General features: G+C 56.9%; 13 protein-coding genes. 7 read left to right on the plus strand and 6 right to left on the minus strand.

What is annotated here, in order from left to right:
* Position 1 precedes the first annotated feature (1 nt).
* The 4 genes from IM738_RS16125 to IM738_RS16140 all read right to left on the minus strand — a co-directional run bounded on the left by IM738_RS16125 (position 2) and on the right by IM738_RS16140 (position 7,173).
* Complete coding sequence (locus IM738_RS16125) at positions 2–2,272, minus strand: hypothetical protein (protein ID WP_236962020.1); 2,271 nt, start codon at positions 2,270–2,272, stop codon at positions 2–4.
* Positions 2,269–4,143, minus strand: a complete 1,875-nt coding sequence (locus tag IM738_RS16130; RefSeq protein ID WP_236962021.1) for a hypothetical protein — start codon at positions 4,141–4,143, stop codon at positions 2,269–2,271. The genes IM738_RS16125 and IM738_RS16130 overlap by 4 nt, the downstream gene beginning before the upstream one ends.
* The gene (locus tag IM738_RS16135; RefSeq protein WP_236962022.1) at positions 4,143–5,402 is read right to left on the minus strand and encodes a tyrosine-type recombinase/integrase; all 1,260 of its coding nucleotides are present in this window, start codon (positions 5,400–5,402) and stop codon (positions 4,143–4,145) included. Before IM738_RS16135 ends, IM738_RS16130 begins: the two co-directional genes overlap by 1 nt.
* Positions 5,403–6,198: 796 nt before the next feature.
* On the minus strand, positions 6,199–7,173 hold the full coding sequence (locus tag IM738_RS16140) for a DNA-binding protein (RefSeq protein WP_236962023.1): 975 nt from the start codon (positions 7,171–7,173) through the stop codon (positions 6,199–6,201).
* 450 nt (positions 7,174–7,623) lie between these two features.
* Here IM738_RS16140 and IM738_RS16145 point away from each other — a divergent pair, with 450 nt between their 5' ends.
* A complete protein-coding gene (locus tag IM738_RS16145) occupies positions 7,624–8,199 on the plus strand; it encodes an HD domain-containing protein (RefSeq protein ID WP_236962025.1) in 576 nt (191 codons plus the stop codon).
* A 210-nt stretch (positions 8,200–8,409) separates the two neighbouring features.
* Here the strand turns inward: IM738_RS16145 and IM738_RS16150 are convergent, their stop codons facing one another.
* Positions 8,410–9,084 carry an SOS response-associated peptidase gene (locus tag IM738_RS16150; RefSeq protein WP_236962026.1) on the minus strand — a complete coding sequence of 225 codons (675 nt, stop codon included), beginning with the start codon at positions 9,082–9,084 and terminating at the stop codon, positions 8,410–8,412.
* Between the two features lie 45 nt (positions 9,085–9,129).
* Here IM738_RS16150 and IM738_RS16155 point away from each other — a divergent pair, with 45 nt between their 5' ends.
* Both IM738_RS16155 and IM738_RS16160 read left to right on the plus strand, forming a co-directional pair.
* Positions 9,130–9,570 carry a LexA family protein gene (locus tag IM738_RS16155; RefSeq protein WP_236962027.1) on the plus strand — a complete coding sequence of 147 codons (441 nt, stop codon included), beginning with the start codon at positions 9,130–9,132 and terminating at the stop codon, positions 9,568–9,570.
* Between the two features lie 30 nt (positions 9,571–9,600).
* Positions 9,601–10,911: a Y-family DNA polymerase gene (locus IM738_RS16160; RefSeq protein ID WP_236962028.1), complete on the plus strand. Its 1,311-nt coding sequence runs from the start codon at positions 9,601–9,603 to the stop codon at positions 10,909–10,911.
* Positions 10,912–11,552: 641 nt separating this feature from the next.
* On the opposite strand, the gene IM738_RS16165 is transcribed toward IM738_RS16160, so the two are convergent.
* A complete protein-coding gene (locus IM738_RS16165; RefSeq protein ID WP_236962029.1) occupies positions 11,553–12,044 on the minus strand; it encodes a helix-turn-helix domain-containing protein in 492 nt (163 codons plus the stop codon).
* A gap of 85 nt (positions 12,045–12,129) precedes the next feature.
* On the opposite strand from IM738_RS16165, the gene IM738_RS16170 reads away from it, so the two are divergent.
* The 4 genes from IM738_RS16170 (at position 12,130) to IM738_RS16185 (ending at position 15,347) form a co-directional block, all read left to right on the plus strand.
* Complete coding sequence (locus IM738_RS16170; protein ID WP_236962030.1) at positions 12,130–12,597, plus strand: hypothetical protein; 468 nt, start codon at positions 12,130–12,132, stop codon at positions 12,595–12,597.
* A 4-nt stretch (positions 12,598–12,601) separates the two neighbouring features.
* Positions 12,602–13,111 (plus strand): HAD domain-containing protein, encoded by a 510-nt coding sequence (locus tag IM738_RS16175; RefSeq protein WP_236962031.1) that lies wholly within the window; start codon positions 12,602–12,604, stop codon positions 13,109–13,111.
* Positions 13,112–13,542: 431 nt separating this feature from the next.
* Positions 13,543–14,340 (plus strand): metallophosphoesterase, encoded by a 798-nt coding sequence (locus IM738_RS16180; protein ID WP_272907666.1) that lies wholly within the window; start codon positions 13,543–13,545, stop codon positions 14,338–14,340.
* Positions 14,341–14,957: 617 nt separating this feature from the next.
* Positions 14,958–15,347 (plus strand): hypothetical protein, encoded by a 390-nt coding sequence (locus IM738_RS16185; protein ID WP_236962032.1) that lies wholly within the window; start codon positions 14,958–14,960, stop codon positions 15,345–15,347.
* Positions 15,348–15,477: the final 130 nt, after the last annotated feature.

Here is a 15,477-nt window from a genome sequence, read left to right on the forward strand (position 1 = left end):
ATTACCTCAACTTTTTAAACAAGCGAACAACCGCTAAAGACTGCAGATGCCGATTGACGGCAACTCTGTTCGTGGGGTCCTTTGCCGCGGAACTCCAGTCCTCAACACGCTTCTCCCAGTACGGCTGATGCGTGGAATCTAAGACGAAGCAATTGCAGCCAGCGCACATGGTGATGTGGCGAGTCTTGTAGTTCGGCTTACGTAGCATCCACGACCCGCCCCCGGCAGCCTGTTGACAGCGAGATTCCAGCGGCGCCACGCTGACAAAGCAGTTGCCAAAGTCATTGAAGAAAATTCGGAGGTCGTGCGCAATGACCAACTCCTTAACTTTGATGCGTAGCACAGCGATGTCTGTGATGGTGTCAAGCTTGTTTTCGGCGAGAAAGCGGTCCACAGCTTCTGCCATATTCCCGAAGACAGTCTTCCTCTCGCTGCGGCTGACAAAGAAGTCCACAGTCGCACTATGCGCCATGCTTTCCACCTCGTCGGCCAACCTCTGGATGGGTTCGTAGTAGCCCTTGTAGGTAATTGACTCATTGAGATGTCCATAGTGGAAGCTCAACGCAGACATTGATGACTTGCGGGTCTTCAGACAGTAGTCGGCAAAAGTCTTGCGTCCTTGGTGAGTCCTGATGCACTCTCCTTTGGACTCCCGATAGGGGACCAAGTTGTTGCCGAAGTTGTCATGGTCAGGCAGCCTGGACAAGTCGACAAAACATCGGATGAACCGTCGGCACCCCCTCTGCAAGTCAACTCCAGACGCCTGCACTAGGCTGTCCTTGCTTCTTGGCATTCCCCATCTGTTGGAGTAGTGCAAAAAGAGCGGAGTCTCCTCCTCGTCGGACAAGAACGGTGATATCACGTCGTGTAACTGGTCAAGGGCTCGTACAACCACCGGAACCTGGTCGCTTCCGCACGGTACACAGCCAATCACCCAGTCCTTGGCTTTTGGGCGTGGTCGGCCTTTGACCAGCATTGCCTTCAAGAAATAGAGCTCCGACATCCCGTCGGGAGACACCCGCTTGTACAAGCATGAAGGCAGGCCGTCGACCTTGTCACGAGAGACCACTACAGAACAAACTTCAGAGATGCGAAGTCCCGCGAGGTACTGCACAGCCAGGACACACGCATCCCTGTAGAGTAGCGTCGCCAAACGCAACCTGTGTTGCCCAAAGCTGATGGGGTCTTCCAAGCCCTGGACACGCTCCTCCAACCGCTCTCGCCATGGCAATAGGGCAAAACGAGACATACTGAAACCAGCAGCGTCCAGCTCGTCAAATACATCCTCCAGCAACCTCGCATCTCCATTTCGAACCAAGTGAAAGGTGCTGTGAACGTCACCAATCCGACGTCCCATGTGGTCGACCCACTTGAAGACCTCAGTGAGCAGCGGCTGACTGACAGACTGCGGCAAAGCCGGAATGCGGTTGATGACGTGTCGCGTGATGCTCGAGCTCACCTCACCGAAGGTCTTCCCTTTAAATGGCGTCTCCAACAGCGCAGGCAGATTTCGGCTCGCTAGGAGTTTGCGCTGGGCGTGCACGTAGTAGAGCACCGCGACACGGTTCGCAACCTGGCTGTACGAAACTCCGTCGTCGTCACCTTCTACGTCTTCGCCGACTAGCGCTTCGCTATCGCCCTCATATCCATTTCCGGCGGCTTGGTGCGCAGGTGCGCCGACTCCGTCGCCCACGGCTCTGCCAGGCAACCCTTCATCAACGCCTTCGTAGTTGCCTTCTTCGTCATTCTCGAAATCATCTCCATACTGAGCTGCTTCGCCCTTGCGCATCGATGGACTGTGGTGACCGAAGTTGTACCCCTCCGCACAGAACCCGACATACACACCCTCCTTGTCCACTATCAGCTGCGGGAGTACATCAAGGTACGCACTAAGCACCTTTGAGGACAACTGAGAGAAATCCTGAAGTCCATTCCAAACGAACCAGCGGAAAGCTTCACGGACGCCCCCGCTCATTGGCATCAATGTCCCGACGCTCAAAGACTTGCCATATTCCTCATTTGTCAACATTCCCCAGACCACAGTCTTGAAGCTTTCAAGCAAAACTACGTGCTCTGGGTCAGTCGACATGCCTCCGCTCGGCAGTGAAAAATTCCAGCCAAAATGGACAACCGACTTGGCTGGGTTTGTGTGTCGGAATTTCCAGACAAGAGCTGGCCAGAAGCTGAAGTTCTCGCCTGTAAGGTCGACAAATGCGTGCCCGAGCGACGGATTTGAAGCCCACTTCTGAACGGGTTCTACAGCACGTTTCATTCGATGACTCCGATTGGTTGAAGCGACATGCGCCTGACGTGCTCCCAGAGCTGCGGGTCATCAAACATGGGAAGCCAACCTCCTTCGAGAACTTCAAGTGAGCGCTTGTACCGAGTCACCCACCTTTCCAGCGGCAGGTTCGACCTCGCTTCGATGTAGGCATCTCGCAACTGAAGTAGCCTAGCCAGCGCGTGGGCAGACCCGACTAGGGGCGAGCCAAGTGGGCATCCGGGGCAGCAGCCGAAGGCTCCACACAGTGACCCCCTGACCTCGCCGGCAATCGGCGAGTCGTAAGGGTCCGCGCAGCTGCAGCCCGGTGTCGCGGCGGTGATGTCTTTGCTGTTGGCTCCGAGGTGGTGACTCTTGCCGCCGCTGCGCACATATCGCTCTTTGTTCCCCTGCAGCTCACCAACACTTGCTTGAGCTCGACTCTCTGCTGCGTCGCTCCTGTAGTGAAAATCGATGACGGATTCAGAGGAACCGCCTTTCAGAGCTGCAATCTCACGAATATCGTTTTCGGATATCAACCGGCCATAGTCAAGGGAAGTCTGTCGCAGTTCCCGCAGGTTGAAACCAGGAAGTTCGTGGCGCTTACAGAACTCCCTGAGATGGTGTATCCACTTGGAGTCTCCGGACCGCCCGTCAAGCGTCGCTGTCGCAAAAGCCTTCACTTTCCCTTCATTGGTCATGAACAGGAATACGCACTCTGAGTAGATGCCAGCTTCTTGTTGGATGCGACCAGTCCACTCCATCATGAAGCTGAGGATGGAGCTGGGAGAAGCGAAGTCCAGGTCATCGACGGGAAAGCTCCTCCTATAAGGCGTCCCTCTGTTCTTTCCTGGCTGTACCGCTACGCGCACTTCAAGGTGTTCGTTGCGCAGAACTGAAATCCTGCGCACTTGTCTGCGTCGTAGAGCGCGAAGCGGCTCCACATTGAAGTGGCCGTAAATTGTCAGAAGGAGAATTGGAGCCACACAGCTTTGCGCGAATGGCTGAAAGTACTCGCCGACTCTGCCCCATCCACCGTGGAGCCTATTGATAGCGTCGAAGAGAGGACGGTCGGTCTCCTGCCAGCTGGTATAGGTCGGAAAACGCGACGGGTACTTCTTATGCAAGTACCAGAGTAGCGCATCAATGTCCCGGTACCGAGCCTTGCTTCTCTTCGTAAGGTCGGGCAAAACCTCAGGCCCTTTGAATAGTGCCTGAGCGTGGCGCACTCTCTGTACCACGTCTCGGAAATCAGCCCTGGCGGCGCGCAAGATAGCTATGAGGCTGGGCAAACCAAGTGATTTGGTCTTCTCCGTCTCACCATGCGCCCCCGAGAAGGGGTTGTTGGGGAATGACTCTAGTTTGGGCAATATGCTGTCGGTCTTTGCTTTCTCGCCCAGTTCTGCAAAGAGACTACAAAATTCGCCGTGATACTTCCTGGCCGTGTTCGGGTTGAGGTGCTTTCCTTGCTTCGTGAGCGCCTCTTCGCGTAGCCACCTTGCGAATTGCCGACCCAGGTCGACCGGCCATTCACCGAGCGGTCTGTCGCTCAGGTGCTTAACCCTGGCGAAATTCAGTATCCCGTGGTTAAGACTCGTTCGAAACCCTTCGTAGGCTCGTTTGTGGCGGACGCTTCGGCGTGCGTTGCACATGAGTACAAATCCGTGCGTCAGGGCGGAGGCATCACGGAAGCCTGCTACATCGGCCTCAAAGCCGTTCAGCGCAGTTTCGAAGAAGGGAAGCAGCGCCTTCTTGCCTGTGAAAGACCGCAACTTGCCGGTCAGCAGCAGACTGCCTGTTTCTCCCCGGTATTCCTTCTCTTGGTCTGGTGTGAGTTGCTCGAACCGACTGGCGCGACGTGTGGTCTTCGAATTGCGCGCCATTACGCTGCCTCCACCGTGCTGTCACTGGCAATCACAGCGGCAACCGTGTTCAATGTTGCGATGAACTTGTCGCTCACGTATGCCTCGAAGTCTTGCGTTACCTTCAGGTAGAAATCCATGGTTGTGGCGACATCTTCGTGACCCAGTTGCTCTTGGATGTACTTCCACGGCTCCACGTCACCGTCGGACTTTCGGGCGTAGTACATCCAGACAGCAAACGTGTGCCGAAGGTCGTGAAATGTGAAGGCCGCCCGCTTCTCGACAACAGTCGTTGTTCTCTGCCAATCACCGTCCACGGGCCTGACCTTCGAGACGCTCCTAGTCAGACCAGACACGACGCACGCTCTAGAGAAGCGCCGCTGCAGGGTACTCTTGGTGATAGGCAGTCCTCGGAAACGGCCATCCTTGTGAACCAAGAGGACGCCATGGTCTGCCCCGCATCCTCGTGTAGCCTGCTTGCGTTCGACATCGATGTAGTCCAAGACTTTCTGAAGCAGCACTCCGTGGAACTTCACGGTCTTTAACCTCCCCCCTTTTCTGCGGAACGGACCGACTTCGTAGTGGCGGTTAGGCAGAATTTTTGTTCCATAGAACTTCACGAAGAGCTTCACGCGTAGCCCGACGACCTCCCCGACTCTCAGTCCAGCTTGGCATCCGATGTCCATGCCAAGGTGAGCTACGGAGGTCGCAGTGGGTTTGTCGTGCTCCTCGTGGAGAGCCGCAGGCGAACTGTCGCCAACAGTGCTCTTGTCGCAAGTCAGCTGCCTTGGCGTGGGGCCTATTGCCTTTAGTACCGCCTCGACCTCGCTCGGCTGCATGACATTTGGTAGCGAGATGTCCTCAGTCGACTGCTTCCCGTAATCAACTCGCTGTCTGAGCTCCCTGCGACGGTCATCAAGAAAGTCCGCCACGTTCGCCGACTTGAACAAGGTGCCCTCCGGGGCCTCAGCACACAAGTCTGGAAGGTTCTCTGAAGCCCATTGGTAGAACTGCTGAATTGGCACTAGGCGCCTTGAAACTGTGGACTGCTCAAAGGCTTCGTTGTGGTGCGGCGATACCAAGTTCAGGCTGTCAACGTAGTGCCCCAAATCTGCCCAAGTGGCCTTGTCCCAACGAAGTGCGAACCTTGCACCGAATCGCATCCAGTCCAACAGGTCGCTTGTGTAAGCACCCACTGTGTTCGCGTTGAACACGAGATTCCGTGTGAGATGTTTTTCTGCCATGTACAGCAAAGCCACTTGACAGATATCGCCGCTCACGTTGTCGATGATGTAGGGAAAGTCTGGCGGCAATGCCTCACCCGTCCCTCGCTCTGTGTGCTTGATGACCCATTGCGGGAAATCAGATTCATCTCGATTCTCTTGAGCCATAACCCCTCAACTTTCAAGTGTAAGAATGTGCTCGCAGGCATCCTTCAACGCCTGCCCTCTCTCGGCAGCAGCTACACAGAGATGCTCGCAAGTGCCTTCGATGCCATCGCTCGAAGCTGGAAAGCAGAGGACCAGTGCGGCCACTCGCGCGAAGTCTCCGGCTGCGTCTGGCCACCGCACTTATTCGTTCCGCCACAGATAAGAACGCTCGATTGATTCCTTCCGTATGGGTTGGGGAAGTGAAACCGGCGCGTCGGGTAAGCCGCAGACGTTCTGGGAAAGGTAGGTAGTCGCATGCGGTCGGCGAATTGGTTCCTCGTGTTTGAGGAGCGTTGGCAACAGACCTTTAAGCTCGCGAGGGTCAGGCACCATGTCGCGTTCCAATGCACCGATTCGAAATGTTTCGCAGTCATGAAGCCGTAGCAGGGCTCGCAGTAGTACCGCACCAGGCGGTCATGTGCCTCCGCGTCGTGAACCAAATACACGACTCCCTCCATGGGACTACCCTGCGGCTGTTCGCTGCCGCCTCTTGCTGGCTTGGTGGCTCCAACAAGCGCGAGCCAGCTTGACCACCTTTGCGCAGGTTCAATCTCGTTCAGCGTCCGACTGTGAGGAGTTGCTTCCTCTTCCATCAGAGACTTGGTATCGCGAAGCGGTTGGTTTCGCTCACCGAACAAGAAGTCCCTCATTGCGGCGGCCCCTTCTGTCCTCCCTCGTTCAGCGGGATAGCCGGGTTGTCTGGCTCAGTCTGAAAGACTCTGTTGAGCAGCACTTTCTGCAGCAGCAGCTCGCAAGTACCTTCAGCACGGCTCTGAGCCGCTTGGGAGTCTTTTAGACGCTCGGCCAAACCTAGTTGCTGCGCCTCGGAACTCGCCAGACGATTTCGTGCCTCAACCAACTGTGATTGCAAAAGGTCTTGCTCTCCAAGAGCGACCTCAAGACGTTCAGCAGCTTGACGATTCGATTCGGCGGTCACCTGCAAGGACACGCACTCCCGGAGACTCTTTTCCAGCTGGGCTCTCAGCGTTGTGGACTCAGCTCGAACTTCTAAGAGCTCCGACCTGTTTCGCTCTCTTTCGGACTCAAGCCGCTCGACGCGCTCTTCCGAAGCACGAAGGCGCTCCTGTGCAATGGCCAGCGACTGCCTAGCGCTTTCTGCTTCGCCGCCGAGTTGGGCAAGTTCGTTTGAGAGCAACTCGACTCGCCCCCGCAACGTCTCCAGAGCACCAGTCTGCTCAGCAAAAGAAAGTTGGAGGGCAGCGGTGCGCGAATTCGCTTCAATGGCCACCGCTCTGTAGCTCTCGCTCTCAGCAACCACCGCCAACAGCGACTTCTGAACGTCCTCCAGCTCATCAGACAGCTGCGAGGTACGAACTTTCACCAGCTTGTTTATTTCGTTTCCAATGTCCGTAAGGAGCGCTGGAGACAACGGGGCGGGCACCACTGGCGTAGAAGCCTCAATAGACACCTTCAACGCCGCGTAGTGCTTACAGATGGTGGTCTTGGAGCCTCTCCCTAGCTCCGCATGCACAGTTCCTGTGGAGACCTTTTCTCCTGCAGCCTTGAGCTTCTCGACAGCTCTCTTGACGTCCTCAAGGGTGACGTGACCAGCTGAACCAGAAATGAGTTTTTCAGTAGGCGATGCGAAATTTTCGGACACGAGCTTCTCCAGAACGTCGATTGACGATTACCGGAGTGCTCGGGCGTCTGCATAGCCGTGCACTGTTTGCAGTCGAGGACTGCTGGCCTTCCTTGTAGGCCATACGAAGCGAAACTAGATATTGGGGGTCTGCGTGACCCTCATGTTTCCCGTAGGCATTGATTGCCCGCAGACGGTAGGACTTAAACCTTGCTAGTTGCGCAGAGAGATTATTGCTCGGTCATGTCAGAGCGGCAAGTCCCAAACTGCGAAATACCGTCACTTCATACCTTATCGCGTACCGTACCGTACCGTACCGTACCGTACCGTACCGTACCGTACCGTACCGCATACCAGTTCTCGGTTCACACTCGAATTCCAAGAAGGCGAAGGGCAGTCGCTTGGATGGGGCTCCAAGTAGGCCTTTCAATCACGTACTATGCCTCCAACGACCGATGCAAAGGAGGACTCATGTCCAGCTCCCGCTACTCAAATGCACTTGCGCTCGCAGCTCGTGCCCACGAAGGCCAAGTACGCAAAGGCACATCGATTCCGTATGTCACCCACCCCGTGGCCGTAGCCGCGCTGGTGGCCCAATATGGCGGTGACGAAGACCAGCAAATAGCTGCGTTGCTCCACGATGTCCTAGAGGACGGCGGTGAGCACTATGCATCTGAAATCGCAGCAGAGTTTGGCCCCCGAGTACTCGCAATCGTGCGCGGCTGTACCGACGGCACGCCAGACGCGACTGGCGAGAAAGCACCTTGGCAACAGCGGAAAGAAGCCTACCTAGCCCACCTCGCGTCAGCGGGTGAGGACGTATGGATGGTGAGTGGGTGCGACAAGCTCAGCAACGCTCGCGCGATTCTTGAAGACCTGAACTCAATCGGGCTCGCGGTCTTCGACAGGTTCACGGCCAAGAAGGAAGGCACCCTCTGGTACTACCGCTCCCTCTCCCAGGTGTTCACCGATGCCGAGGCCCCCGTATGCGAAGAGCTGACTTCGTTAGTTGCTCAGATAGAGGAACTTGCGACAGCGGCGGCATAGCGAGGTCAGCGAGTTCGGCCACCTTTCGCTACCGGCCCGTTGGAGAAGTCAGTTGCGTTTATCTGGGTGTTGGAGACAGTGATGCCCGCTTCGATGGATTCAATCTGATTGGAAGTTGTGTCGTGAAAGCGAACCCATTCCCAGATGGTCGCGCCTTCACCGGCTTCGTTCCGTAGGAAGAGTGCGGTGCCACCTCGCGCCAACACTGCGCTATCGCTTCTTCTTTCCGCGGTCTGGGTCTGGCGTGGAATACAAAAGATGCGCTGGGTACTGGCGCATGAAGTCCATCGTCTTCGACGGTGGTGCGGTCAGCCAGTCGTCGTACTGGTGCTCGTGCAGGATGACGACCATGCGCTTCTCATCGCCGGGCTTGTGAAAGTGCTTGAAAAGCTCATGGTCGTCTGCATTCACCGTGAGCATCGTGAAGCTCAGCAGTTCCTCGCCTGATTCCAGCCGTTTGGACGCCCACAAGCCGGCGATGCCCATCGGCAAGCCATCTTTGCGCTTGATTTTCGTTGGTACCGCATGCCCGGAGCGCCAGTCCGGTTCGACTACCGCTTCCACTGGCACGATGCAGTGCTGGCCCTTGCGCCACGCGTCCCGGAAACTGGGCTTCTCGGCCACCGTCTCGGACCTTGCGTTGTAGGTGCGCCGGCCGAAGGCCACCTCGCCAGCCCAGTGCGGTACCAAGCCGAACAAACCCACCATCGCTTCGCGCGGGGGCACAGCATCATCACCCACATCAGCATTGGGGTGGCGTCGAACGAAGGGCGCCTGGTAGGTGGGCCAGACATCCGTGCGCAGGTTTATTCCGGGGGGAAGCGTTACCCCGAAATGCAGCTTCAAGCGCTCGGTGCTGGTGCAGGCGTCGTAGTTGGAACACATAGGGGCATTCTGGTGTGCAGAGGGCCAAAGCCGTATACTGGATGTATGAACAGTATTCGCATCATGTCTGAACCCGTGGCGTTGTCGGCCGCGTCGTTGATGCTGCCCATCGCCGCAGGGTACATCCGTGCGGGGTTTCCGTCCCCTGCAGAGGACTTTGAGGTCAACCGGCTCGACCTGACCCAAATCTTGATTCAGCACCCCCAGTCGACCTACTTCTGGCGTGCACGTGGTATTTCCATGCGGGAGAAAGGCATCGACGACGGTGACCTGCTCGTGGTTGACCGCGCTGTGCGCCCGGTTCATGGTCACATCGTGGTTGCCACAGTCGACGGGGAGTTCACTGTCAAGCAGCTCCACCAGCGCCTTGGCCGCATGCGCCTGAAGGCTGCGAACCCCACCTTCCCGGACATCATTCCCAAAGATGGGCAGACCGTCGAGGTCTGGGGTGTGGTCACCAGCAGCATCAAGCGCTTCGTCGTCTGAGCGGGCGGCACCGATGCAAGGGAGCCCGCCATGTACGCGCTGGTCGACGGCAACAACTTCTATGTCTCGTGCGAGAGGGTGTTCAGGCCAAGCTTGAACGGTCGCCCGGTCGTTGTCTTGTCGAACAACGACGGTTGCGCCATCGCACGCAGCAACGAGGCCAAAGACCTGGGCATCAAGATGGCCGCCCCCTGGTTTCAAATCCGGCACCTGGAAGAGTCGGCGGGGTTGGTGGCGTTGTCGGCCAACTTCGTGCTGTACGGAGACATGAGCGACCGCATGATGACGCTGGCTGCGGGACTTGGCCCAACGCAGGAGATTTACTCAATCGACGAAAGTTTCGTCGGCCTGCATGGTGTGCGTGGCGACTTGGTGGCGCGCGGCCGCAAAGTGCGTGCGCGCATCCTGCAGTGGACAGGTCTCCCAACCTGCATCGGCATCGCGCCGACAAAGACATTGGCGAAACTGGCCAACCACATTTCAAAGATTGCCGAGCGCAAGCCTGGCAGCTATCCTGCGGAGTTCGCCCAGGTGTTCAACATGTCGGCGCTGCCAGCGCAGGACCTGGACGACGTGCTCCAAGCCACGGACGTGGGGGACGTCTGGGGCGTGGGCCCTCGCATCTCCAAACAGCTCAAAGAGGGCGGCATCTGTACGGTGCTCGAACTGACCCGGATGGACCCAGCCACTGCGCGAAGGGGCTGGAGCGTGACCCTTGAGAAAACTGTGCGAGAGCTGCAAGGCCTACCGTGCATCGACCTTGACGATGCCCCCGGTCCGAAGCAACAGATTGCGTGCACACGTTCGTTTGGCAAGCCTGTTCATCAACTGGGCCCCCTGATTGAGGCGGTGAGTGAGTTCGCGGCGCGGGCGGCGGAGAAGCTCAGGAAGCAAAACAGCCTTGCCACCGAGCTGCTGGTGTTCATGCACACCTCGCCGTACAGGCCTGGACCCCAGTGCTCACGCAGCGTTGTAGTGCCTCTGCGTCGGCCAACTGACGACACCCTGGCACTTGCCAAGGCCGCGGCCGATGGCATGCGGTTCATGTACGTCGCCGGTTACCAGTTCATCAAGGCTGGCGTGATTCTGGTTGACCTGCAGTCCGCGAGCGTGCAACAGCAAGAGCTGGACTTGTGCGACCCCAACGAGGAGCCAGCAACACGTGACCGGTCGCGGCTGATGGCGGCTGTGGACGTCATCAACACTCGCTTCGGCAAGGGGACTGTGCACGCAGGAAGCACGGGCAAGCCTGGCGTGAATAGGGTTTGGACAATGAAGCAGGAGCGACGCACGCCTGCATACACGACCTGCTTGGCTGATGTACCCGTTGCGAGGGCGTAGGTCTTGGGACGATGCTCAGCACCAATGGGTGTTTGCCCAGAGCGCCGTCGGACCGGACCGCGACTCGTTTCTCATCACATCAGCTCGCAATCGAGGCACAATCTCGGCATGACATAGCGAACTCGAACTCCCGCATGAAGTCGGCACACGCACCCTTAGTGCGCCTGAGTGTCGGCAATTTTTGGAGTTCGTATGACACACACTCGCTATTCCCGCGCCGCCGTTGCCGCAGGCAACTCTGACCAGCGCAGCGGAAGCCCCCATCAAAGAAACAACCCGACAGCGCCCACCACACCGGTGGTCTTTTGGGCGTCGCACGCTCTTCCTGTTACTGGCGGAGGGCGGCTCGTTGGGGTTCGACGCCTCAGTTCGACAGAAGTCGAAGTGGGCCGATTGGAGCCAGGGGACGTCCGTGTCCAATGGGTTCCGGCCGAGTTGCTGCTGACTGAGCAGGATGCTCGCCGCTGGTTAGCGCGAGCGCGGTTTTCGAGGCAATAGAGGCAACATTGAGGGCTCGGCCTTGATGGCAGACCCTGAAGCCGTGAGGCAAGAGCACTGTGTGCTCTTGCCTCAGCGGTAGTGCGGCGGACCAACTACCGCGGTGGAAAAGTCGTCTTCGTTTCTAGTAGCCAGAAAACCCCTCAGCGGCTTGCGACATCGTTCTCAAACAATTCATGCACCTCGACTCCCAGAGCAGCAGAGAGCCTGTGCAACACCTCCAGCGTGGGATTTCGACTTTGCCGCTCAATCTTGGCCACGATGTCCCTGGAGACGTCCGCTACTGCAGCCAGTTCTTCCTGCGTCCACCCCAACGCCGTACGGCGGGCAACCAGTGCTGCGGCTGCACGATGCAAGGAGTCTTCGTCTACCCATGGGCGTCTGGGCTCACGTCCAGGGGTCAAGAGGACACTCACATGGACCCCGAATGCCTTGGCGAGGTTTTCGATGGTGGACAGGCGCACCGTGTTCTGTTTGCCGTGTTCGATGCCGTACAGGGTGGCAAGACTCAGGCCCCCGTGGTGGGCGAACTCTCGAGTGCTCCAGTTCGCCTCTGCCCTGAGGAATCGCACGTTTGCTGCGAGTACCGAGAGGGGTTTAGACGCTGAGGTAGTGGGGTCATCCTGGCCAAGCACCTAAACAGTTTGTGGTTCATCTGTTGGCAAGTGACTCGTTTTACGCCACAATTTAGGAGGTTTTTTTTACCTTCTGGAGAGTGCCTTGTTTGTCACCGTGCCCCAATTCGAACAATTCATGCCGCGTGAGTTGATTGGCCCAAACCAAAAATACTGGCGGGCTGTGACGCTTTCCCTGGAGTCGCCCTGGTACTTGTTCGTGTACGAGGCGGAGTTTGAGGACCAGAGAGTGCCTCAGACGATGCTGGTCGGGTGGGAGTCAACCCTGCTCGACATCCTGGCTTCCATTCCGGAAGGAAACTGCTTGGGCATAGCCCGCATCCAGAAGCATGGCGAGCAAGTAGCTCGCTGGGAGATGAACTGGATTCAGCGCATCTGGGCGCCCACGCGTGATGAGTCCAATGAGATAGGGTTGTTCTTGCTGCAACTTGAGGGAGACCCGCAGTTGCGTGATGCACATCTGCAGCCGGTGCAAAACAGGGCCGGACGGAAGCTGCTGTTTGGTACCCCGCCCTCAAATTCAACGCCGAAGGAAAGTCCGGCGAATGCCTAGTCACTTGAAACCATTGCGCGGTCTAGACGAAACCGTGCTCTATCTGGATTTCGACGGCGTACTCCATCACGAAGATGTTTGGTGGCATCCTCGGCGCGGCGTGTATATCAAGACGCCTGGATACCAGTTGTTTGAGCACGTTCCGCTGCTTGAAGAAGTGCTCGCGTCATTTCCCGAAGTACGAATCGTGCTGTCAACGTCGTGGGTTCGCTACCAACGATTCAGCGGTTCAGTAAGAAGACTCAGCCCCTCCCTGCGCGAGCGCGTCATCGGAGCCACGTTTCACTCGCGGATGAATCGCCAGGGCTTTGAAAGTCTGCCGCGGGGAATTCAAGTGATGAATGATGTAGCACGCAGAAAGCCTCGAAATTGGGTTGCGCTTGATGACGACCTTGAAAATTGGGTGCCAGAGTACCGGAATTTTTTGATTCATTGCGACCAAGTACTTGGTATCAGTGCACCGGGTGTACTGGATGCGCTGAAACAGCGCCTCCTGCTTTTTCGCCGTGCCTGACTCTTGCTGCCTTCCCTCGCCACCACGTCTATTCCACAGTGACGGGTAAACCACCAACCGGTCTAACTGAAGAAGGGCACTTCGCTAGGTACAACATCTGCTTGGACTTGGTGAATCAGCTCAATGACTAGGTGCTTTCAATGCATGCCAATATGAAGACCTTGCGCGGAAAGTCACTCACGCCTCGAACCATCGCAAGTATGGTCAGTGGATTCTCTGTTGCACATGCTCATCAGATTCTCGACTTTATGAGAGCATTGACGCCCGAGATTTCTGCGGTGGTCGTGCATTGCGAAGGCGGCTATCCGCGTTCGTGCGCAGTTGCGCTCGTGTTGTAGTAGCACTTCAGCTTCATTGCAGAACCCGAAAGACCATATGCAGCAAAACTTACTGTCCTCTCGCTATCGAGAGCAGCAACATAGCGACTCATCGTGCGCATTCAACTGACGTCCGACGTGCACTTGGAGCATCTTGAGAACTGGTTTCCAGGCGCTCGGACGATTTCACCTGCGTATGGGGCAGACGTACTTGTTCTCGCAGGTGACGTTGGGCGGGGGGCCAACGCACTTCGCCTGTTTCGCGACTGGCCCGTCCCCGTCCTGTACGTCGCCGGAAACCACGAGGCCTACGGCTCAACTTGGGAGGCCACAGTAGCCGCACTTCGCGAAACTGCGCAAAACACCTCTGTACGGTTCCTGGAGAGAGAAGCGGTCGACTTCGGTGGCGTGCGGTTTCTTGGGTGTACCTTATGGACGGACTACCGGCTGCGGTCAAACAGGACGCAAAGGCAGTTGATGGCAAACGCTGAATTGCGCATCTCAGACCACCGTCAAATCAGGACGGAGAGCGGGAGCTATTTCTCGGCAGCAGATGCCCTGCGTGAGCACGAGACTTCGAGAGCATGGCTTGCGGCTGAACTCGCGCGGCCGTACGACGGTATAACCGTCGTCATTACGCACCACGGGCCACACCCGCTTTCTGTACACCCACGCTACGTTGGAGACCCAACAAACGCGGCTTTTGTTAGCAACCTTACCGACTTGCTCCAGCAAGGCCCATCCCTTTGGCTGCACGGGCATGTCCACGACTCTTTTGACTACACCGTAGGTTGTTGCAGAGTGGTCGCCAACCCGCGGGGCTACCCTCGCAACGCGAGCTCGTGCGACCTCGAAAAAGACTTGATATTCGAGAACCCGAGCTACCAGTGTGCGCTCGTGCTTGAGGTCTGAGTAGCTTGAGTTGTAGGTCGTCGAAATGGTGCCGGGAAGGCTCGGGGCTTTCTTGTCATTACCCCCTGAACCTCGTCAGCAATCTTGTCACGATGACAAGATTCCAGACTTCCGGTCCCAAGTCCGCCCGGCTGTGGGAGTCGCCCACTCTCTACTTCAAGTCGTCGACGGTCAAACCGTGCCTCCTCATCAGCTCGTTTATTTCACCGATGGCCGCCAGTCGCTCGACATCAGTCGCGACAACAGCCGAAGCGAAGAAGGCACTGGCATTTTTGAGTAGGTCTTGGTAGCGCTGCTCAGACAGTGCTTCTGGTCTTCTGTTTGAGTGCCCCGGAAACCCGGTAGGTGCTTGTTGTCTGCGGAAACTGTTCATGTCACCCAACGATACGCAATTTCCACCGACTATGTGCAAAGTTAGGTGCAGGAGGTGAGAAAGCTGCCCATGAGCCTAGCGCTCTCCCAGCGCAGAGGCCTTCAAACCAAGTGCGGCTCTCCTTCCTTGCCCGTGGCCCGTTCAAGCAACTCTAAAACGTGTGTAAACAAGCTGAAAAATAAAAACAGTGCCTATATGTCAATGAGCGTCGACCGTCGTCGCGCCGCTGTTTACAGGAGAACGTATGTTGATGTTTGATTTTTGCGAAGCCGAAGTGCAAAAGGTTCTGGGTCTTAATTGGAATCACGGCGCAGTACGTGTGAATCGCGAGGTCATTGCAGTAAGTAGAGGTGCGCCCGTCAACGCATTGGAGTGCGTGTTGCGTCGGCACATGAACTTGGATGTCGGCGAATTGCAGAGCGATAGTTGCGTGCATGACGCGATTTCGACTGCTCGCGACGAGTCCCAAACATACGTCACGAGATACCTTCTTTGCGGGCGCGTCTACAGCGTTCAAACGAACCCAACGAGCAGAACAACTGAAGTCACTTTTACTTTCGAAGACGAGTTTGGCGAGGACTCGTTCGAGACCACGTTTTTTAATGTGCTTCTGGAGCGAACGGATACAGAATGAGCCGGGACTCTCGGGCCGTCTACAAGCTGCCTGTTGCGAGGGAGTAGCCATTTCACTGCTAACCGTATATGGCCCAGAGAGATTCCTAGTTCCATGATTTTGAGAAGAATCCCCTTTTCATCGCTAACCA

Source organism: Hydrogenophaga sp. SL48, assembly GCF_021729865.1.
Taxonomy (GTDB): Bacteria; Pseudomonadota; Gammaproteobacteria; order Burkholderiales; family Burkholderiaceae_C; genus Hydrogenophaga.